At 63.8% G+C, this 17,300-nt stretch carries 23 protein-coding genes; 14 read left to right on the top strand and 9 right to left on the bottom strand.

Going from position 1 to position 17,300, the window contains the following annotated elements; all coding sequences use genetic code 11:
- Positions 1–343: 343 nt before the first annotated feature.
- Positions 344–814, top strand: a complete 471-nt coding sequence (locus tag ACM9ME_RS02390; protein WP_415641830.1) for a DUF2721 domain-containing protein — start codon at positions 344–346, stop codon at positions 812–814.
- On the opposite strand, the gene pgmG is transcribed toward ACM9ME_RS02390, so the two are convergent.
- On the bottom strand, positions 815–2,197 hold the full coding sequence (gene pgmG / locus ACM9ME_RS02385; RefSeq protein ID WP_415641829.1) for a phosphoglucomutase/phosphomannomutase PgmG: 1,383 nt from the start codon (positions 2,195–2,197) through the stop codon (positions 815–817).
- 232 nt (positions 2,198–2,429) lie between these two features.
- Here pgmG and ACM9ME_RS02380 point away from each other — a divergent pair, with 232 nt between their 5' ends.
- Both ACM9ME_RS02380 and ACM9ME_RS02375 read left to right on the top strand, forming a co-directional pair.
- On the top strand, positions 2,430–2,720 hold the full coding sequence (locus tag ACM9ME_RS02380) for a hypothetical protein (RefSeq protein WP_415641828.1): 291 nt from the start codon (positions 2,430–2,432) through the stop codon (positions 2,718–2,720).
- Between the two features lie 10 nt (positions 2,721–2,730).
- Positions 2,731–3,045 (top strand): helix-turn-helix domain-containing protein, encoded by a 315-nt coding sequence (locus ACM9ME_RS02375; protein ID WP_415641827.1) that lies wholly within the window; start codon positions 2,731–2,733, stop codon positions 3,043–3,045.
- Here ACM9ME_RS02375 and ACM9ME_RS02370 read toward each other — a convergent pair.
- Both ACM9ME_RS02370 and ACM9ME_RS02365 read right to left on the bottom strand, forming a co-directional pair.
- Positions 3,042–3,281 (bottom strand): J domain-containing protein, encoded by a 240-nt coding sequence (locus ACM9ME_RS02370; RefSeq protein ID WP_415642090.1) that lies wholly within the window; start codon positions 3,279–3,281, stop codon positions 3,042–3,044. The genes ACM9ME_RS02375 and ACM9ME_RS02370 overlap by 4 nt on opposite strands.
- Entirely contained in the window at positions 3,281–4,072 is a 792-nt protein-coding gene (locus ACM9ME_RS02365; protein WP_415641826.1) for a division plane positioning ATPase MipZ, read from the bottom strand. The genes ACM9ME_RS02370 and ACM9ME_RS02365 overlap by 1 nt, the downstream gene beginning before the upstream one ends.
- A gap of 79 nt (positions 4,073–4,151) precedes the next feature.
- Here ACM9ME_RS02365 and panC point away from each other — a divergent pair, with 79 nt between their 5' ends.
- Both panC and ACM9ME_RS02355 read left to right on the top strand, forming a co-directional pair.
- The gene (gene panC, locus ACM9ME_RS02360; RefSeq protein WP_415641825.1) at positions 4,152–4,985 is read left to right on the top strand and encodes a pantoate--beta-alanine ligase; all 834 of its coding nucleotides are present in this window, start codon (positions 4,152–4,154) and stop codon (positions 4,983–4,985) included.
- A 55-nt stretch (positions 4,986–5,040) separates the two neighbouring features.
- Positions 5,041–5,325, top strand: coding sequence for a hypothetical protein (locus ACM9ME_RS02355; protein ID WP_415641824.1), 285 nt, complete (start codon positions 5,041–5,043; stop codon positions 5,323–5,325).
- Here the strand turns inward: ACM9ME_RS02355 and ACM9ME_RS02350 are convergent.
- Entirely contained in the window at positions 5,322–6,452 is a 1,131-nt protein-coding gene (locus tag ACM9ME_RS02350) for a GNAT family N-acetyltransferase (RefSeq protein WP_415641823.1), read from the bottom strand. The genes ACM9ME_RS02355 and ACM9ME_RS02350 overlap by 4 nt on opposite strands.
- Entirely contained in the window at positions 6,445–6,912 is a 468-nt protein-coding gene (locus tag ACM9ME_RS02345) for a RidA family protein (protein ID WP_415641822.1), read from the bottom strand. The genes ACM9ME_RS02350 and ACM9ME_RS02345 overlap by 8 nt, the downstream gene beginning before the upstream one ends.
- 142 nt (positions 6,913–7,054) lie before the next feature.
- Between ACM9ME_RS02345 and ACM9ME_RS02340 the strand changes: the two genes are divergently transcribed.
- Genes ACM9ME_RS02340 through ribH form a run of 6 tightly spaced genes read left to right on the top strand, consistent with a single transcriptional unit; the run spans position 7,055 to position 11,305 of the window.
- Complete coding sequence (locus tag ACM9ME_RS02340) at positions 7,055–7,696, top strand: energy transducer TonB (RefSeq protein WP_415641821.1); 642 nt, start codon at positions 7,055–7,057, stop codon at positions 7,694–7,696.
- 12 nt (positions 7,697–7,708) lie between these two features.
- Complete coding sequence (locus ACM9ME_RS02335; protein WP_415641820.1) at positions 7,709–8,107, top strand: hypothetical protein; 399 nt, start codon at positions 7,709–7,711, stop codon at positions 8,105–8,107.
- A gap of 13 nt (positions 8,108–8,120) precedes the next feature.
- Positions 8,121–9,155 carry a bifunctional diaminohydroxyphosphoribosylaminopyrimidine deaminase/5-amino-6-(5-phosphoribosylamino)uracil reductase RibD gene (gene ribD / locus ACM9ME_RS02330; protein WP_415641819.1) on the top strand — a complete coding sequence of 345 codons (1,035 nt, stop codon included), beginning with the start codon at positions 8,121–8,123 and terminating at the stop codon, positions 9,153–9,155.
- The gene (locus ACM9ME_RS02325; protein ID WP_415641818.1) at positions 9,140–9,754 is read left to right on the top strand and encodes a riboflavin synthase; all 615 of its coding nucleotides are present in this window, start codon (positions 9,140–9,142) and stop codon (positions 9,752–9,754) included. Before ribD ends, ACM9ME_RS02325 begins: the two co-directional genes overlap by 16 nt.
- Positions 9,732–10,883, top strand: coding sequence for a 3,4-dihydroxy-2-butanone-4-phosphate synthase (gene ribB / locus ACM9ME_RS02320; RefSeq protein WP_415641817.1), 1,152 nt, complete (start codon positions 9,732–9,734; stop codon positions 10,881–10,883). Before ACM9ME_RS02325 ends, ribB begins: the two co-directional genes overlap by 23 nt.
- Complete coding sequence (gene ribH, locus ACM9ME_RS02315) at positions 10,883–11,305, top strand: 6,7-dimethyl-8-ribityllumazine synthase (RefSeq protein ID WP_415641816.1); 423 nt, start codon at positions 10,883–10,885, stop codon at positions 11,303–11,305. Before ribB ends, ribH begins: the two co-directional genes overlap by 1 nt.
- Here the strand turns inward: ribH and ACM9ME_RS02310 are convergent.
- On the bottom strand, positions 11,302–12,249 hold the full coding sequence (locus tag ACM9ME_RS02310; protein WP_415641815.1) for a helix-turn-helix domain-containing protein: 948 nt from the start codon (positions 12,247–12,249) through the stop codon (positions 11,302–11,304). The two genes, ribH and ACM9ME_RS02310, sit on opposite strands and share 4 nt — an antisense overlap.
- Before the next feature lie 114 nt (positions 12,250–12,363).
- On the opposite strand from ACM9ME_RS02310, the gene ACM9ME_RS02305 reads away from it, so the two are divergent.
- Together ACM9ME_RS02305 and ACM9ME_RS02300 are read left to right on the top strand one after the other, a co-directional pair.
- A complete protein-coding gene (locus ACM9ME_RS02305; RefSeq protein ID WP_415641814.1) occupies positions 12,364–13,182 on the top strand; it encodes a PEP-CTERM sorting domain-containing protein in 819 nt (272 codons plus the stop codon).
- Positions 13,183–13,331: 149 nt separating this feature from the next.
- Positions 13,332–13,856: a Pycsar system effector family protein gene (locus ACM9ME_RS02300; protein ID WP_415641813.1), complete on the top strand. Its 525-nt coding sequence runs from the start codon at positions 13,332–13,334 to the stop codon at positions 13,854–13,856.
- Here the strand turns inward: ACM9ME_RS02300 and lysA are convergent.
- The 3 genes from lysA to argH are packed head-to-tail and all read right to left on the bottom strand — an operon-like array spanning position 13,848 to position 16,734.
- Complete coding sequence (gene lysA / locus ACM9ME_RS02295; RefSeq protein WP_415641812.1) at positions 13,848–15,107, bottom strand: diaminopimelate decarboxylase; 1,260 nt, start codon at positions 15,105–15,107, stop codon at positions 13,848–13,850. The genes ACM9ME_RS02300 and lysA overlap by 9 nt on opposite strands.
- Complete coding sequence (locus ACM9ME_RS02290) at positions 15,107–15,343, bottom strand: hypothetical protein (RefSeq protein WP_415641811.1); 237 nt, start codon at positions 15,341–15,343, stop codon at positions 15,107–15,109. The genes lysA and ACM9ME_RS02290 overlap by 1 nt, the downstream gene beginning before the upstream one ends.
- Complete coding sequence (gene argH / locus ACM9ME_RS02285) at positions 15,340–16,734, bottom strand: argininosuccinate lyase (protein WP_415641810.1); 1,395 nt, start codon at positions 16,732–16,734, stop codon at positions 15,340–15,342. Before argH ends, ACM9ME_RS02290 begins: the two co-directional genes overlap by 4 nt.
- Here argH and ACM9ME_RS02280 point away from each other — a divergent pair.
- Positions 16,733–17,299, top strand: a complete 567-nt coding sequence (locus ACM9ME_RS02280; protein ID WP_415641809.1) for a TlpA family protein disulfide reductase — start codon at positions 16,733–16,735, stop codon at positions 17,297–17,299. The two genes, argH and ACM9ME_RS02280, sit on opposite strands and share 2 nt — an antisense overlap.
- The last annotated feature ends 1 nt before the right edge of the window (position 17,300 follow it).

Genomic DNA, 17,300 nt, shown 5'->3' with positions numbered 1-17,300 from the left:
GCGCGAATAGACCTTGTTGGTGCCGATGCTGGTGACCGCGCGGTTGAGCGCGCCGCCGATGTCTTGATACGCGACGTGCCCGCTGGTGAAATCGACCACCGGATCGGCGCTGCCGACGAACGGGCTGGTTTCGACATAGGATATGGTCGCGGTGTTGGCGTAACCCGGCGCGGCGAGCGCGAGCAGTGAAACGAACGCCAAGGCGTATTTGGTCATGATGCAGCCCCCAATGTGATCGACCGCGCCATTACCGCGGGGGCAACCATGCCGGCATCGGCCAAACGGGCTAGGCCATTGGCTTAGTCGCCTTGCTCGTGTCCCGGCGCGGGACTAGCCTCGAGCGATGCCCGTCAGCCTGTTCACCAACGCCAACATTCCCGAAACCATTCAGCAGGCGACGGCCCCCGTTTTCTTTCTGGCGGGGATCGGCGCGTTCATGAACGTCATCGCCGGGCGGCTGGCGCGGGTGGTCGACCGCGCGCGCTTGCTCGAACCGCAGGTGCCAGACGCGACGGGTGACGAGCGGCTGCGCCTCATCGGCGAATTGCGCGTGCTCGAAAAGCGCATGAGCCTCGCCGCGCGCGCGATCTATCTGTGCACCGCCTGCGGGCTGACGGTGTGCCTGTTGATCATCATGATGTTCGCCGAGGAACTGATCCGCTTCGACCTGTCCCGCTACGTCGCGGTGATGTTCGTCATCGCGGTGCTGCTGCTGGCCAGCGGCATGGTCCTGTTCCTGCGCGAAACGCGGATCGCGGTCGCCGCGCTCCACGTTCGCCAGGAACTGATCGACCTCGGCGCGCTCCCCGAATAATCAGTGGCCGGCCTGCGGGCCGCGCTCCAGCCCCGATGCCGCCAGCTGGTCGTCGATCTGCGCGACGAGACGGTCGAGCCCCGCCTGATCGCCGCTTTCGGCACGCGCCACCAGCACATCCTGCGTGTTCGACGCGCGCAGCAGCCACCAGCCGTCGGGCGTGTTGACCCGCGCGCCGTCGGTGCGGTTGACGTCGGCGCCCGCTGCCTCAAGGCGTTCGAGCACTTCGTCGACCACCGCGAACTTGCGGCTCTCATCGACCTGAAACCGCATTTCCGGCGTGTTGACGATCGCCGGCATCGCATCCTTCAATGCGGTCAGCGACCCGCCGAGCAACCGCACCGCCTGGATCAGCCGGATTGCGGCATATTGCGCGTCGTCGAACCCGTAATAATCGTGTGCGAAAAAGATGTGGCCCGACATTTCGCCCGCCAGCGGCGAATCGGTTTCCTTCATCTTGGTCTTGATCAGCGAATGGCCGGTCTTCCACATCAACGGCGTGCCACCCAGCGCGGTGACGCGGTCGAACAGCGCCTGACTGGCCTTCACATCGGCGATGATCGTCGCGCCGGGCATTTCGCGCAGGATCGGCTCGGCGAGGATCGACAGGATTTGATCGCCCCACACGACGCGACCCTGCCCGTCGATCGCGCCCAGCCGGTCACCATCGCCATCGAAGGCGAGCCCGAAGTCCAGGTTTTTCTCGGCGACCAGCTTTTTCAGGTCGGCCAGATTCTTTTCCTCGGTCGGGTCGGGATGGTGATTGGGGAAATTGCCGTCAATCTCGGTGAAGATCGTGTGATGTTCACCGGGCAGCATCGCGACCAGCTTTTCGATCACGCGGCCCGCCGCGCCATTGCCGGCGTCCCACCCGATGCGAAATGCGCCACCGGCATATCCGGCCATCAGCCGCGCGACATAATCATCCTCGATGACGTAATCGCTGACTGTGCCCGCGCCCTCTTCCCAGTCGCCGGCTTCGGCCAGCTTGCCCAGATCCTTGATGTCGTCGCCAAAGAACGGCGCGTGCTGCAGTACCATCTTGAAGCCGTTATAGTCGCCCGGGTTATGGCTCCCGGTGATCTGGATGCCCCCATCCACCTCCAGCGTGACTTCGGCATAATAGAGCATCGGCGTGGGGCCGAGTCCGACGCGGACGACATCGATCCCCGTTTCGGTCAGCCCGCGGATCAGTTCACGCTCGAGGCTGGGCGAGGACAATCGCCCGTCATAACCCACCGCGACACGCGTCCCGCCGACGCGCCGCACGCGCGTCCCGAATCCCCGTCCGATGGCATAAGCGTCGGCCTCACCCAGCGTTTTGCCGTAAATCCCGCGGATGTCATATTCACGCAGCGCGGTGGGGTTGAAACTGTGGGTCATAAGCCGTCTTGCCCTCGTCAAAAATTTGCCAAAGAAAAAACTATTCCAAAGGGTTGTATTCCTGCAAGGAATATTGCAAACACGTTGGAGCGGATTCCATTTCCGCATTAGCTTTTTAAAGGGAGTTGCCAAATGCACGTTTTCAAAATTCAGCAAGCCGAATTGGGCGTTGCCGACGACCTCACTGATCCGACAAAACGGGCAATCGAGGCCACCGTAGGGAGTATAAAAAATGGGAGACAATCAGGTCTATATTGATCTGCGTTTTCAAAAAGCGCTAAGAGATTCCTCTTCCTCGGTAAGACGCGAGGTTAAAATCCTTCAGAAGTCATTCGAGGAGTTTGGTATCGATGCTGCAAATGTCTTAGGCTATTGCACATCGACCGAAATACATTTGGAAGATGGTCAGGAATATGTTCGAGAAATTTTGGTCAAATTTAGAGGTGCTTGGACCACCCTTTGGCTAGAAACTCGCGAGCCTGCCGTCTTTGTTTTGTACGACCGGAATCCTTGGCAATTCTAGGTCATTAATTATGGTGAAATTCAAGGGCAGTGAATTGGTAACGTGGGATGCCGATCTCACAAGTGAGGACGAACGATACGTTGAGGAGCAGATGGCAATTCTGCGTCCTCAAATCGCCCTCATGCGCGACATGCGCAAGGCTTTGGGTTTGTCGCAGGTTGAAACTGCGCAAATCCTTGGTGTTACGCAGTCGAACATATCAAAGATCGAACGTCGAGACGATAATGCACTATCCGATCTGAGCCGACTGGCGTCCGCCAAAGGAGGCAAATTGAAATTACTGATGGAAAAAGAAGACGGAACTGAGCTTGTGTTCGCTCTTTAATTTTTCAGCAACACGTCACGTGCGCGATTGATCCGTGCGGCGAGTTCGTCATTGCCGCCGACATCGGGATGAACCCGCGCGATCAGGCGGCGGTGCGCGTCGATCACGGTCGGGCCATCCGCATCGGCGGCGATGCCCAGCAATCGTGCCGCTTCGTCGCGCGGCATCGGATTGGCGGCGCGTTTGAACACCAGCCAGCCGGCCCAGATCAGCGCGATGAACAGGACGAACTTCATCACGCCGCGTCCCGCTGCCCCGATGACGACGCTGGCGGCAGATCGAGCCCGCCGACCATTTCGCGCAATTCCTGGCGCGCGGCGATGTGGCTCATCCCGACATTGTCGATCGCGCCGGTGTCGAGCAACGTCAGCCCCTTGGGAAACAGCTCGCGATAGATCACGCGCTCGCCCAGGCCGGGGATGACGCGAAATCCGACGCGCTTCGACAGTTCGGCCAACGCCTTGCCGACGCGGACCATGTTGCGCGCTTCGAGATGCTGGAGCCGGTTGCGCAGCACGACCCAATCGACCGTGCCGCCATCGGTCTTGGCGCGGACCTTTCGCAGATCCCAGATCAGTTCGGCGTAAAAACTGGGGCGCTTGACCTTGAACGTCTCGGCATCGACCTGACCGATCAAATCGAGATCGACGAAACTGTCGTTGATCGGGGTGACCAGCGTATCGGCCAGCGAAATCGCCGCGCGGCCCACGGGATCGTCGCGGCCGGGCGTGTCGATGATCAGGAAGTCCGCATCGGCGGTCATTTCCGCGACCGCATCGGCCAGCGCCACCTCGCTTTGATCGGTCAGCGCGCGATAAGCGGGCGTCGGCAGGATTTGCTCACGCCGCCGCGCGGTTGCCGCGCGATTGTCGAGATAGCGCGTCATCGTCTGCTGGCGGTGATCGAGGTCCAATGCCGCGACGCGCGCGCCCTGTGCCGTCAGTGCGACCGCGACATGGACGGCCGTGGTCGATTTGCCCGTGCCGCCCTTTTCATTGGCGAAGACGATGGCATGAGCGCGGGGCATGGACGGTGGCGAACCTTTTGACGGGCGGTTAGGAGCGGCTGGCCATAAGCGAGGCCCATAACCCATGCAAACGCGCCCCATGCAAACCGTCCGTACGCTTCCCGAACTTCGCGCCGCGCGCGCCGCGATGACGGGACGCGTCGCCTTCGTGCCGACGATGGGCGCGCTGCATGCCGGGCACATGGCGCTGGTCACGGCGGCGCGCGAGGTTGCAGACCATGTCATCGCCTCGATCTTCGTCAATCCGCTGCAATTCGGCCCGAACGAGGATCTGGCGCGCTATCCGCGGCAGGAAGCGGCGGATGCGGCTTTGCTGGTCGAACATGGTTGCGACTTGCTGTGGCTGCCTCCGGTCGAGGTCATGTATCCGGCGGGATTCCTGACGACCGTCAGCGTGGCAAAGATCGACGCCGCCTTTGACGGCGCACACCGGCCCGGCCATTTCGATGGTGTCGCAACGGTGGTCGCCAAATTGTTCGGGCAGGTTCGGCCCGACATCGCGCTGTTCGGCGAAAAGGATTGGCAGCAATTGGCGATCATTCGCCGCATGGCACTGGACCTCGACATGGCGGTGGACGTGCGCGGGGTGCCGACGGTGCGTGAAGCCGATGGCTTGGCGCTGTCGTCGCGCAATGCCTATTTATCCGCCGGTGAGCGCACCGCCGCAACCGAATTGCCTCGCGCGCTGAACGCAGCAGTGGCGGCGATCGGTCGGGGTGAGCCGGTGTCGCTGGCGCTGGCTGCGGCGCGCCAAGCGATTGCCGCGGCGGGGTTCGAAATCGATTATGTCGAACTGGCCGATGCGGCGCTTCAGCCGACGGAGGAACTCCCGGCGCGCCTGCTCGCCGCCGCCCGGATCGGCACGACGCGATTGATCGATAATATTCCGGTAACCATTCGGGCTTCGCGTTAACCCTTTGTTGCAAAGTCGCTGCCCAAACTGACACGGTAAACAAGGGGTTGCGGCCATGTCCGAAGTCAATTTTGTGATCGAGCGCCGGTTGCGCGATGCGGCCAGGGGCGATGCCAATGCGGCGTATGATTTGGGCGTCGCCTGGTCGATCGGCACCGACGGGGTCGAAATCGACCTGATCGAGGCGCATCAATGGTTCAATCTCGCCGCCGTCTGGGGAGACGATCGTGCCGCCGAAGCGCGCACCGAAATCGCCGACGAAATGTCCGCGCGCGAAATCGTCGAGGCGCAGCGCCGCGCCCGCGCGCGCCTCGCCATGACCGTGCGACAGGCCGCCTAACCCCTTTTAAACGGGCCCATTTCGGTCAGCGCCTCGATGCCGTGCTCGACCGCGCGCGCCTCGCGCTTCACGAAATCGGCGACGGCGGCGCGAAACCCCGGATCGGCGATATAATGCGCCGACCAGGTCGGCACCGGCAAATAACCCCGCGCCAATTTATGCTCGCCCTGCGCCCCCGCCTCGACGCGCGCTAGCCCGAGGCCGATCGCCGCCTCGATCGCCTGATAATAACACAGCTCGAAATGCAGATAGGGGACGTCCTCGGTGCACCCCCAATAGCGGCCGTACACTGTGTCCCCGCCAATGAAATTCAGCGCCCCCGCAATCCACTTTCCATCGCGCCGCGCCATCACCAGCAACAGCTTGTCGGCCATCGTCAGACCGATCAGCGTGAAGAATTGCCGCGTGAGATAGGGCTGGCCCCATTTGCGCGCGCCGGTGTCCTGATAGAATTTCCAGAAGGCGTCCCACGCGGCTTCATCGATGGCGTCGCCGGTCAGGGCGACAATCTCGACCGCCGCCTGTGCCTCGCGTCGCTCCTTGCGGATTGCCTTGCGCTTGCGCGAGGACAGATCGTCGAGGAACGCGTCGAAATCGGCATAGCCGCGATTGGCCCAGTGGAATTGCTGCCCCTCGCGAATCAACCAGCCCGCCGCGCGAAACAGGTCGAGTTGCGCCGGCTCGACGAAATTGGCGTGCGCTGAACTGAGGCCGTTACGGTCGACCACCGCCTCTGCCGTCGTAATCAAGGCGCGTGCGGTCGCCTCGTTGTGCGTCAGCAATCGAGGCCCCGGCACGGGCGTAAACGGTGCAGCGATCAGCAATTTGGGATAATAATCACCGCCCGCGCGCTCCCATGCGTCGGCCCAACTATGGTCGAAGATATATTCGCCCTGGCTGTGGGTCTTCAGATAGGCGGGCGCAAAACCGTCACCGACGCCCAGCGGCACGGGCTGCCAGCCCGAATTGCCGCCGACGCTGCCCGATTGTTCGAGCGCGGTCAGGAACGCGTGGCTGACGAACGGATTGCCGTTACCGGCCGCCGCGTCCCAAACCGCCGCATCGATCGCCGCGACGCTGCTGCCGATTGTCGCGGTAAAATTCCCCCGGTCGGGGGTATCAGTCACGAATCGCCACGACCGCGTCGATTTCGACCATCGCGCCGAGCGGCAGCACGGGCACGCCCACTGCCGAGCGCGCATGGCGTCCCGCATCGCCGAAGATTTCGAGCATCAGTTGCGATGCGCCGTCGGCCACCTTGGGTTGCTGCGTAAAATCGTCCGTCGAGGCGACGAACACGCCCAAGCGGACGATGCGTTCGACGCGATCCAGCGACCCCAACGCCGCCTTCAACTGCGCCAGCACCATCACGCCGCACGCTTCGGCGGCCCTGCGCCCGGTTTCGACATCGGCGGTCTCGCCCAGCCGCCCGGTCATCACCTCGCCGCCTTTGGCGAAGGGCAATTGCCCCGAAAGATATGCCATCCCGCCGGCAATTACGACCGGTGTGTAGGCGGCGACGGGCGCGGCGGGTGTGGGGAGCGTGATGCCACGCGCGGCAAGCTTGCTGTCGATGCTGTCGGTCATCCCCCTCTCTCACCGCGGCATCGCGTCCGGGTCAACTGCGAAAGAGATTCATGTCGATTCATGCGTGGGTTGACATAGTATGATATGTTGTCACGTTACAGAAAGCGGCGGCGTCTAGATCGTCGCAACAAGGAGAGGTGCCATGGCTTATGCCGAAAAGCGCGCCGCCAATCCCGGCGCATTGGGACTGACAATCGGATTGAATTTGGCAGCGGTGGTTGCGATCGCCGCTTGGAATCCGAACATCACCAGGATCATTATCGGATCCATCCCGTCCTATCCGATCGGCCCCCAACCGTTGCCGCCGCCGTCGGTCGAAGACCCCAAGCCGCAAACCAAACCGCATATCGATCATCCCAAAACCGCGGTACCGGTTGCTGGACCCGTCGAGCAATGGAGGCCGACCGATCCAGACCCCCGCCCACTCGTGTTCAACACAGGTGGCGGCGAAACCGGCACGACGATCATCCCCGATCCCCCGCAACCGCCGATCCGTCAGGTCGTCAAACGCGGCGTGGCGATGGCGACCTCGCCCGGGGAACTCCAGCCGCCGTACCCGCCCGCGCTGCAGCGTGGCGAGATACAGGGCAGCGTCACGGTGCGCGTCCTGGTCGGTCCCGACGGCCGCCCGCGCGACATCGTGCTGGTGCGCGCCGACGATCCCGGCTTTTTCACCGCGGCGAAGACCTGGGGCCTGCGCCACTGGCGATTCAAGCCGGCGAGCGAGGACGGATCGCCGGTCGACAGCTGGTACACGCTCACCGTGCGCTTCACGATTAACTGACAGGAGCAACCGATGGACTGGCGGGGCGGCATCCTCACGCCTACATCATCAGGCATGGCGATCATGCCCCGTCCTTCCAGTCCGCTCGCCGCCCTGGCCGATCTGTGGTCGATCCTGCGCGAACGTCGCCGCCATCAATGGGGGCTGCTCGCGCTCGCGGTAACGTTCACCAGCGTGATCCTGTGGATGTTCATTTTCCAGTTCAACGCCAAGCAGGCCTACAAGCCGCCCGAAATTCAATATGTCGAACAGTGGCGGGCGGATCGCACCCGCGCCGATGTCGAAGCGCGCCTCAAAAAGGACGCGCCGAAAGAGCGGGCCGATGCCGTGGAGCTGAAACGCCTGCAGCTCGAGCGTCAAAAACAGTTTCAACGCGTCGCCGACATGATGGGAATCGACTATAAAAAGTAATGCCCCGCGCTGGATGGGCGCGGCGCTGGCGCTGAGCGAACGCGGGCGCGGGCGGACGTTTCCCAATCCCAATGTCGGCTGCGTGATCGTCAAGGACGACCGCGTCGTCGGGCGCGGCTGGACTCAGCCGGGCGGACGACCGCATGCCGAAGGGATGGCATTGCTGGAGGCGGGCGACGCGGCGCGCGGCGCCACTGCATTTGTGACACTCGAACCCTGCGCGCATCCTTCTCCGCGCGGCCCCGCCTGCGCGCCGTCGCTGGCGGAAGCGGGAATCAAGCGCGTCGTGGCGGCGCTCGGCGATCCCGACCCGCGCACCTGCGGACGCGGTTTTCACGCGCTGCGGTCGGCGGGGGTGGTCGTCATCGAAGACGTCTGCGCCGACGATGCCCGCCGCGCGATGGCAGGATTTCTCACGCGGCAGCATTTTGGCCGCCCGCACGTCACGCTCAAGCTCGCGGTGTCGCTCGATGGCTGCATCGCACTGGCCAATGGCGAGAGTCGCTGGATAACGGGTGAAGCGGCGCGGGCGCATGTGCATGTGGAGCGCGCGCGGCATGACGCGATTTTGGTCGGTCGGGGGACGTTTGAGGCGGATGCTCCGAAGCTCGATGTGCGATTGGCGGGGTTGGAGGAGCGGTCACCGCTGCGGGTTCTGCTCTCCACCCAATCTCGTCACCCTCGCGAAGGCGGGGGTCCATCTCCCGCACTTACCCACTTGCGCGAAGATGAGCAGATGGATTCCCGCCTTCGCGGGAATGACGAGTGGGTGTTGATCAACACTCTGGACAAAATCGCAACACTTCCCGCTAACCACATCCTCGTCGAAGGCGGGGCGCAAACTGCCGCGTCGTTCCTCAAGGCCGACCTGGTCGATCGCCTGGTGCTTTATACCGCCCCCATCCTGATCGGCGGAAAACCGGCGTTGGACGATCTTGGTCTGACCGAGCTCAGCCTCGCGCATGGCCGCTGGGACCTTACGGAATCCCGAATGCTTGGCGTGGACCGACTCCAGGTCTACGAGCGAACCGCATGTTTACCGGCATAGTCACCGCCATCGGCACGATCCGCTCGGTCGAGCAGCGCGGCGACCTGCGCGTCGTAATCGCGGCTGAGGGGGTTGGCGATGCCGCCCTCGGTGCGTCCATTTCGTGCTCGGGCGTGTGCCTGACCGTGGTCGATAAGGGTGCGGACTGGTTCGCGGTCGATGTCTCCGCCGAAACCGTCAGCAAGACAGCGCATCGCTGGACCGAAGGGACCATGCTCAATCTCGAACGCGCGCTGAAACTGGGCGATGAACTTGGCGGCCATATCGTTACCGGCCATGTCGATGGGATCGGCACGGTGAAGGGACTGTGCCCTGAAGGCGATTCGACGCGGGTCGGGATTTCCGCGCCCGCTGCCATCGCGCCCTATCTCGCCGCCAAGGGCTCGATCACCGTCGACGGTGTTTCGCTGACGGTCAACGAAGTCGGCGACCAGCCCGACGGGAGCACCGACTTTGCGCTCAACATCATTCCGCACACCGCCGCCGTGACGACGCTCGGCGGCCTGACCCAGGGTGCAACCGTCAATCTCGAGATCGACGTTCTCGCCCGTTATCTCTCGCGCATGGAGGCCTATCGTGCCCGTTCCGCAGCAAATTAGCCGTATTCGCCACGCATTCCTGTCGTCTCCCGAAGAAATCATCGACGAGGCGAAGAACGGCCGCATGTTCATCCTCGTCGATGACGAGGACCGCGAGAATGAGGGCGACCTGGTCATCCCCGCGCAGATGGCGACGCCCGACGCAATCAATTTCATGGCCAAATATGGCCGCGGACTGATCTGTCTCGCGCTGACCAAGCGCCGCGTCGACGAACTCGGGCTCGATCTGATGAGCCGCGCCAATGGCACGCGTCACGAAACCGCGTTCACGACGTCGATCGAGGCGCGCGAAGGGGTCACCACCGGCATTTCGGCGGCGGACCGCGCGCGCACCGTCGCGGTGGCGATCGACGGGACCAAGGACCGAAACGATATCGTCACGCCGGGTCACGTCTTTCCGCTGGTCGCGCGCGACGGGGGCGTGCTGATCCGCACCGGCCATACCGAAGCGGCGGTGGATGTCGCGCGACTCGCCGGCCTCAACCCTTCGGGCGTGATCTGCGAAATCATGAACGAGGACGGCACGATGTCGCGGATGGATGACCTCGTCACCTTCGCGCAGTTCCATAACCTCAAGATCGGCACGATCCGCGACCTGATCGCCTATCGCCGCCGCCACGACCATCTGGTCCAGAAGCGCGCCGAGCTGGATTTCGTCAGCCGCCACGGTGGCGAGTGGAAAGCCGTGACGTTCCACAACAAGGCGACGGGCGATGAGACGGTCGCCTTGGTCAAGGGCCGCATCGATCCGGACAAGCCAACGCTGGTCCGGATGCACACCATGAGTCTGTTCGTCGACGTGCTGGGGGAGGTCAACGAACGCTCGGGCCTGCTCAGCCGCTCGATGGCCGCCATCGCCGATGAAGGCGCCGGCGTCATCGTGCTGATCAACCGTCAGATGCCCAATATGATTTCGCGCTTCATTGATCTGCGCGGGCAGGGCAAGAGCGCGGGTGACCGCGAGGTCGAGGAACTGCGCGATTATGGTGTCGGCGCGCAGATCCTCACCGAGCTGGGGGTGCAGGACATGATCCTGCTGACCAACACGCACCATGCGTTTGCCGGGCTCGAAGGTTACGGCCTGTCGATTGTCGACGAACGCGCGATCCCCGGCACTGGCGGCGAATAATGGCCAAAATCCTCATCGTGGAAGCGCGATTTTACGCGCACCTCAACGACATGCTGCTCGCGGGGGCGCGCGCGGCGATCGAGGCGGCGGGGCATGACCATGAAACGGTGACCGTGCCCGGCGCGCTCGAAGTGCCCGGCGCGGTGGCACTGGCAGTGGAGAGCGGGCGTTATGACGGGTTCGTCGCGCTCGGTGTCGTCATTCGCGGCGAGACGTATCATTTCGAGATCGTCGCCGGCGAGAGCGCGCGCGGGTTGATGGCGCTGACCATGGACGGCGTGCCGATCGGCAACGGCATGCTGACCACCGAGAACGAGGCGCAGGCGATTTACCGCGCCGATCCGAAGCAGGGCGATAAGGGCGGCGATGCCGCCCGCGCGGCCTTGGCGATGCTCGACTTGAAAGCGCGGTTCGAACGCTAGATTGCCGGAGCGGTCTTGCGATCTTCGTAAGACGCGCCGCGCGACATGGACCGGGCGAGCGCCATCATCATGATCGTGTCTCCGCCCGCCGCTTGAGCGGTCGGGCCATTGTCGCTCCACAAATGATCGCGGATATGCTCGGGAATATCGGCGGCGGGAGTCAGCGGATAGCTCTGCGCCAGTTCGCGCAATCGTGCCTCGTCCGCGACCGCATCGTCGCTGATCTCGCCAGTGCGCTCCAACAGGCATTTGCTGGCGATGGGCGTGCCGCCCGCGTCGCGCATGACGGTGAGGATGAGGCCATCGACCACTTCGGCGCGCTGGCGGGTGATGCCGTTGAAGATGCTGAACATGAACGTGCCGGTGGTCGCGTCGGTGGCGATCGAGAATAATTTGGTACCGATCGGGATCGACCAGCCGACATAGAAGATGTCCATGATGCCGAGACGCAAGCCGAGCATCCCGTCGGCGGTTCGGCGTAGTAGTACTTGGTCGTGGATGAACTGGCCCGGTGCTTCGGAGGACGGCCGGGTGGTGCGCCAGAATCCTTCATAGCTGGCGCCGTGCAATTGTATGTTGGCAGCGGCTTCGACCAGCATCGCCGGGGGCACCCAGTCGGCGAGACCAGGCGGGGGCTTAGCCGGGGCAGGCGCAGCGACACCGAGCTTCGCCGCCAGATCGTCCACCGACAGATCCCAGTCGAGCAGGCTGAACCCGGCGTGATGGCTGGCGATGAACTGGGTCAGCCGCGCGCGATTATGTTCGGACGGCATCACCTGTCCCGAACACCACCGGCTGATCAGCGATTTGTCGACGCCGACCGCAGCCGCGAGCGGCGCGCGGCCGATCGACAGCGCTTTCAACACCATCGTCAAACGATCTGAAAACGGCGTCCCCACGGGCGCAGTCGTCGCAGATTGCCCCGCGCGCGGCAAGGCAGCCATGCAACTCACCCATGCAACCGGTGCACACCATTGCACATCCGATGCGCGCGACGCTGCACCTTATTGCATGCGAACAGCGATCGTACCGGCGACCATCAGTTCAGGAAGTCAGCCATGATGTCGCGTAAGATCAGCCTCTGTATCGCCACTTTGCCACTGGCCTTGTCTTTTGCGGCACCCGCGCACGCCAAGCTGGCCGTGCTCACCGTCACCGGCAAGATCACTTCGGGTAGCGACGGCGGCAACGAATTGGACGACGTAACCAATGGCCCAGGCGGTTACATGGAGCATTTCATCCCCGGCACTGTGTTCGGCACCGCGGGCGACCTGACCGGTGCGATAATCCGCTTTCGCCTGACGTACGACACCAACAGCCCTTACCTGCCCGTCGCGGCGAGCGGCGCGTTCGACGACCCGCATGGCGAATGGCTGTATGAGTCGAAATCCGAAATCAGCATCGGCAATCCGACCCATGATTTCTTGCCTTTGGCACCCGTTTTTCAGGGGCTGGCACTCGATTCGACCCTTCAACTGACCGACGGAGCGCCCGACGGCCTGTCTGGCGCGTTCCACGGCTTTACCTTCGATGGCGGTGTCTACAGCAATTATCGCACCGGGCAGTTCAGCTTCAACGCGGTGCTGCCCGCCGGTTTCTTTTCGACGGATAATACGCTCCCGGGCGGACTGCCTGGCCCCGGTTATGGCTTTGTCCATAAAGCGGCAACAGGAGGCGGGACGTTCGATTTTGTCCGCCAAACCTGTTTCCTGTCTTGTTCGTACAAGGCAGCGACAGGCAATTTTACAGTGAATTCGGTGAGTTTCGGCGCGGTTCCAGAACCCGCGTCATGGGCGATGTTGATCGTCGGGCTGGGCATGACGGGGGCGGCCGGTGCCGCCGCGCGCCGTCGCAGCCCGAATAACGTGCTCGCCTGAACCGTGTCTGGCCTGCGTAGCCGCGGGCCATGACGATGGCGGCCGGTATGCGGTCTGCGACCCCCGCAAACCGGCCGTCATCATTCTTCCGGAATAAGGCTTAACACCGAACACTTGTCCGCATTCGGGCGGCATGCAAGACCACCTTCATGAGCGATGGGGGCAATACGCAAGATCCGCGAAGATTTTCGGCGAACGCGATCCACATGGTGCGCACGTCGCAGCAAATCCACGTCCAGTTGAGCCAGATGGCCGATCAAAAGGCGTCGATCCTGATGGGCGCGACGTTCGTCATCTTCACCATTGCGATCGGCCAGGCGCATAACGGTCGCGCCGCGCTGCCGATCCTGATCCTTGGCGGGTTCGCCTTTTTCTCGGCAGTGTTCGCCGTCCTGGCGATCCTGCCCGCGACGCGCGTGCGCCAGACCGGGCCGGTCAATCTGCTGTTCTTTGGATCGTTCGCGCGGCTCGAACAGGACGATTATGTGGATCGCGTGATCGACGTGCTGGGCACCGACGAAGCGGTTTTTCGCACGATGGCGAGCGACATCTATCAAAACGGCACCGTGCTGGCGCGCAAGAAGTACCGATTGCTTGGCTATGCCTATCGCATATTGCTCGTCGGGCTGACGTGCAGCGCGTTGGCCTTCGTCTGGACGATCGTCTCAGCCTAACCAGTCGGGCACGCGCTCCGCACCCATGACGGTCGCGGCGGGGATGCGGTCGGCGACTACGGCATGGCGGCTGCCATCGACCAGCACTTCGGGAACCAGATCGCGGCTGTTGTACGTCGACGCCATCGTCGCGCCATAGGCACCCGCGGTGCGAAACACCGCCAGATCGCCGGCACCAACAACGCCGCAATCGCGCGCCATGGCAAAGGTGTCGCCCGATTCGCACACCGGGCCGACGATGTTCGCCGTGAATGTCGTGTTGGTCTCGATCACCGGTTCGAAGTGATGATAGGCGTCGTACAATGCGGGCCGCGCCAGATCGTTCATCGCCGCATCGACGACCACGAACGGATGCGTCGCGCCGGGCTTGACGCGAATGACCTTGGTCAACAGCACACCGGCATTGCCGACGATGACGCGCCCCGGCTCGAACATCAGCCGGACACCCCAGCCCTTGGTCGCGCGCGCCACCATCGCCCCGTAATCGGTCGGGGTCGGCGGTGCATCATCGGGGCGATACCGCACGCCCAATCCGCCGCCGAGATCGACATGCGTCACGACATGGCCGTTGCCGCGCAGCGCGCCGACCAATTCGCCCATCCGCATGATCGCGGCCGCCATCGGCGCGAGATCGGCGATCATACTGCCGATATGCACCGCGACGCCGCGCAGCCTCAGGCCCGGCAATGCCGCGAGACGCGCATAAATGGCAGGAGCCCGGTCGATGGGGACGCCGAACTTGTTTTCGGCCTTGCCGGTGGAGATTTTGGCGTGTGTGCCCGCATCGACATCCGGGTTTACGCGCAGGGTGCAATAAGCCGTCGCGCCCTTTGACGCCGCGATGGCCGACAGCTCGATGCCTTCCTCTTCGGACTCGATGTTGAACTGGCCGATATTCTCCTCGAGCCCCAGCGCCAGTTCGGCATCGGTTTTGCCGACGCCCGAAAACACGATCCGGTCACGCCCCACGCCCGCCGCGAGCGCGCGACGCAATTCGCCGCCCGACACGACGTCGGCACCCATCCCGGCGTTGGCGAGAACGCGCAGCACCGCGAGGTTGGGATTCGCCTTGACCGCGAACGCCACCTCGACGTCGCCCGCGGGCTTCAGCGCATCCTGAAACACCCGCGCGTGCCGTTCCAGCGTGGCGCGCGAATAGACATAGACCGGCGATGCGACAGCCGCGGCAATCGCAGGCAAAGGCACATCCTCGGCATGGAGGATGCCGTTTCGGTACTGAAAATGATCCATCAGCCGGGCGGGGGCAGGTCGAACTTGTCGTCGCGCCGTTCCTGCGACCGGTTGAGCAGATCTTCGCTGCGACCTGGTCGCGACTGGTTGTCGGGGGTCTGCAGCTCGACCGCCGTCGGATCGGTCGCGACGGCATAGGGTTTGGGCGGCAGGCTCGCGCCGTCCTTCGGGCGCAACTCCTGACGCGACCCGCAGCCCGCGAGCAGTAACAAAGTGGCGGCAACGGCAAACTTCACTTTGACGACTCCAGCGCGGCGCGGGCGGCAGCGATGGCCTCCCTTACGCGCACCGGCGCGGTCCCGCCATGACTCGTGCGGCTGGCGACCGAAGCGTCGATCGTCAGCACATCGAACACCCGGTCGTCGATGCGCGCGTCGATCGACTGCAGGTCGGCGAGCGGCAGTTCGGGCAGCCCGCAGCCGCGCTCCTCCGCCAACTTTACTGCGCGTCCGACGATATGATGCGCCTCGCGGAACGGCACATCGGCCTCGCGCACCAGCCAGTCGGCGAGGTCGGTGGCCGTGGCGAACCCACTTTCCGCCAGCGTGCGCATCCGGTCGGTGCGGAACGTCAGTTCGCGGACCATGCCGGTCATCGCCGCGAGCGAGACCTGGAGCATCCCCGCCGCTTCGAACACCGGCTCCTTGTCGTCCTGCATATCCTTTGAATAGGCCAGCGGCAGGCCCTTCATCGTCACCATCAGCGCGGTCAGGCAGCCCATGATCCGTCCGCTATGCCCGCGGACCAGTTCGGCGGCGTCGGGATTGCGCTTTTGCGGCATGATCGAACTGCCCGTCGACCAGCGATCGGGCAAATCGACGAAACCGAACGGCTGCGACGCCCAGATGACGATTTCCTCGGCCATACGGGAAAGGTGCAAAGCACACTGCGTCGCGGCGGTGAGGAATTCGATGGCGAAATCGCGGTCGCTGACGCTGTCGAGCGAATTGGCAGTCGGGCCATCGAAGCCCAGCGCCTGCGCGGTTGCGTGCCGGTCAACGGGAAAGCCCGTCCCGGCCAGCGCGGCACTGCCCAGTGGAGACTGGTTCGCTCGTGCCCGTGCATCGGTGAAACGGGAGGCGTCGCGCACCAGCATCTCGAGCCATGCCATCAGGTGATGCCCCAGCGTTACGGGCTGCGCGCTTTGCAGATGGGTGAAGCCGGGCATCACCGCATCGGCATGCTGTTCCGCGCGGTCGAGCAATGCCGCGCGCATCGCGCCTATCGCCGCCGAGGCGCGATCTATCGCGTCGCGCACCCACAGCCGGAAATCGGTCGCGACCTGATCGTTGCGACTGCGCGCGGTGTGCAGACGACCGGCGGCGGGGCCGATCAGCGCGGTCAGCCGCGCCTCGACCGCCATGTGAATGTCTTCGTCATCACCGTCGGGCGGACCGTCGCGCTCGAACTCCTCGGCGAGTTGCGCGAGCCCCGCGTCGATGGCGGCGACATCCACCGCACTGACGATGCCCTGCGCGGCCAGCATCTCGGCGTGTGCGCGCGACGCAGCGATATCCTGTCGCCACATGACCTTGTCGAAGGGCAAGGACGCATTTATCGCGCGCATCACGGCGTCGGGGGCCTCGTCGAACCGCCCGCCCCACATCGGATCGGAGGCTTTCGTCATGCGCCTATTTGCCCCCCTTGCTCTGCTCGTTGCCCTGGCCGCCTGCGATAGGAAGACGGAGGACGCACCGCAAGCCAACGCTGCGGCTGCCGCGCAGCCGACGCCCGAGATCGAACTCGCCGGAAAGCTCGACATGACCCATCGCGGCGAGGATGCGCCCGTGGCGGCATTCCGCGACTCACAGAATAAGCCGGTGCGCATCGGTGGTTTCCGCGGCACTCCGGTGCTCGTCAATCTGTGGGCGACGTGGTGTGGGCCGTGCGTCCGCGAATTGCCGTCGCTCGATCGGCTGGCGGTCAAGGCGGCGGGACGGCTGACGATCCTGACGGTCAGCCAGGACGATCTGACCGCGTCCGACCCGGCGGCCTATTGGGACGAAAAGTCATTCTCCGCGTTACAGCTTTATACCGATCCGAAGACCGTGCTCAGCGCCGCTTATGCGTCGGGCGTGCTGCCGACGTCGGTCCTGTATGACGCGAAAGGCAAGGAAGTATGGCGGATCGTCGGCGGACTGGAATGGGACGGGCCACGCGCCAATACGTTGCTGGCACCCGTAATCGGCTGAC

Source organism: Sphingomonas antarctica (genome assembly GCF_965137005.1).
GTDB lineage: Bacteria > Pseudomonadota > Alphaproteobacteria > Sphingomonadales > Sphingomonadaceae > Sphingomonas_O > Sphingomonas_O antarctica.
The sequence above is the reverse complement of the archived record's forward strand: the minus strand, read 5'-3'. Positions and strand labels throughout refer to the sequence as shown.

What these genes read in the sequence shown, in the direction of transcription:
- ACM9ME_RS02390 (WP_415641830.1), top strand. Translation starts at nt 344, where the DNA reads ATGCCCGTCAGCCTGTTCACCAACGCCAACATTCCCGAAACCATTCAG.
- pgmG (WP_415641829.1), bottom strand. Translation starts at nt 2,197, where the DNA reads ATGACCCACAGTTTCAACCCCACCGCGCTGCGTGAATATGACATCCGC.
- ACM9ME_RS02380 (WP_415641828.1), top strand. Translation starts at nt 2,430, where the DNA reads ATGGGAGACAATCAGGTCTATATTGATCTGCGTTTTCAAAAAGCGCTA.
- ACM9ME_RS02375 (WP_415641827.1), top strand. Translation starts at nt 2,731, where the DNA reads ATGGTGAAATTCAAGGGCAGTGAATTGGTAACGTGGGATGCCGATCTC.
- ACM9ME_RS02370 (WP_415642090.1), bottom strand. Translation starts at nt 3,281, where the DNA reads ATGAAGTTCGTCCTGTTCATCGCGCTGATCTGGGCCGGCTGGCTGGTG.
- ACM9ME_RS02365 (WP_415641826.1), bottom strand. Translation starts at nt 4,072, where the DNA reads ATGCCCCGCGCTCATGCCATCGTCTTCGCCAATGAAAAGGGCGGCACG.
- panC (WP_415641825.1), top strand. Translation starts at nt 4,152, where the DNA reads ATGCAAACCGTCCGTACGCTTCCCGAACTTCGCGCCGCGCGCGCCGCG.
- ACM9ME_RS02355 (WP_415641824.1), top strand. Translation starts at nt 5,041, where the DNA reads ATGTCCGAAGTCAATTTTGTGATCGAGCGCCGGTTGCGCGATGCGGCC.
- ACM9ME_RS02345 (WP_415641822.1), bottom strand. Translation starts at nt 6,912, where the DNA reads ATGACCGACAGCATCGACAGCAAGCTTGCCGCGCGTGGCATCACGCTC.
- ACM9ME_RS02340 (WP_415641821.1), top strand. Translation starts at nt 7,055, where the DNA reads ATGGCTTATGCCGAAAAGCGCGCCGCCAATCCCGGCGCATTGGGACTG.
- ACM9ME_RS02335 (WP_415641820.1), top strand. Translation starts at nt 7,709, where the DNA reads ATGGACTGGCGGGGCGGCATCCTCACGCCTACATCATCAGGCATGGCG.
- ribD (WP_415641819.1), top strand. Translation starts at nt 8,121, where the DNA reads ATGGGCGCGGCGCTGGCGCTGAGCGAACGCGGGCGCGGGCGGACGTTT.
- ACM9ME_RS02325 (WP_415641818.1), top strand. Translation starts at nt 9,140, where the DNA reads ATGTTTACCGGCATAGTCACCGCCATCGGCACGATCCGCTCGGTCGAG.
- ribH (WP_415641816.1), top strand. Translation starts at nt 10,883, where the DNA reads ATGGCCAAAATCCTCATCGTGGAAGCGCGATTTTACGCGCACCTCAAC.
- ACM9ME_RS02310 (WP_415641815.1), bottom strand. Translation starts at nt 12,249, where the DNA reads ATGGCTGCCTTGCCGCGCGCGGGGCAATCTGCGACGACTGCGCCCGTG.
- ACM9ME_RS02305 (WP_415641814.1), top strand. Translation starts at nt 12,364, where the DNA reads ATGATGTCGCGTAAGATCAGCCTCTGTATCGCCACTTTGCCACTGGCC.
- ACM9ME_RS02300 (WP_415641813.1), top strand. Translation starts at nt 13,332, where the DNA reads ATGAGCGATGGGGGCAATACGCAAGATCCGCGAAGATTTTCGGCGAAC.
- lysA (WP_415641812.1), bottom strand. Translation starts at nt 15,107, where the DNA reads ATGGATCATTTTCAGTACCGAAACGGCATCCTCCATGCCGAGGATGTG.
- ACM9ME_RS02280 (WP_415641809.1), top strand. Translation starts at nt 16,733, where the DNA reads ATGCGCCTATTTGCCCCCCTTGCTCTGCTCGTTGCCCTGGCCGCCTGC.
- argH (WP_415641810.1), bottom strand. Translation starts at nt 16,734, where the DNA reads ATGACGAAAGCCTCCGATCCGATGTGGGGCGGGCGGTTCGACGAGGCC.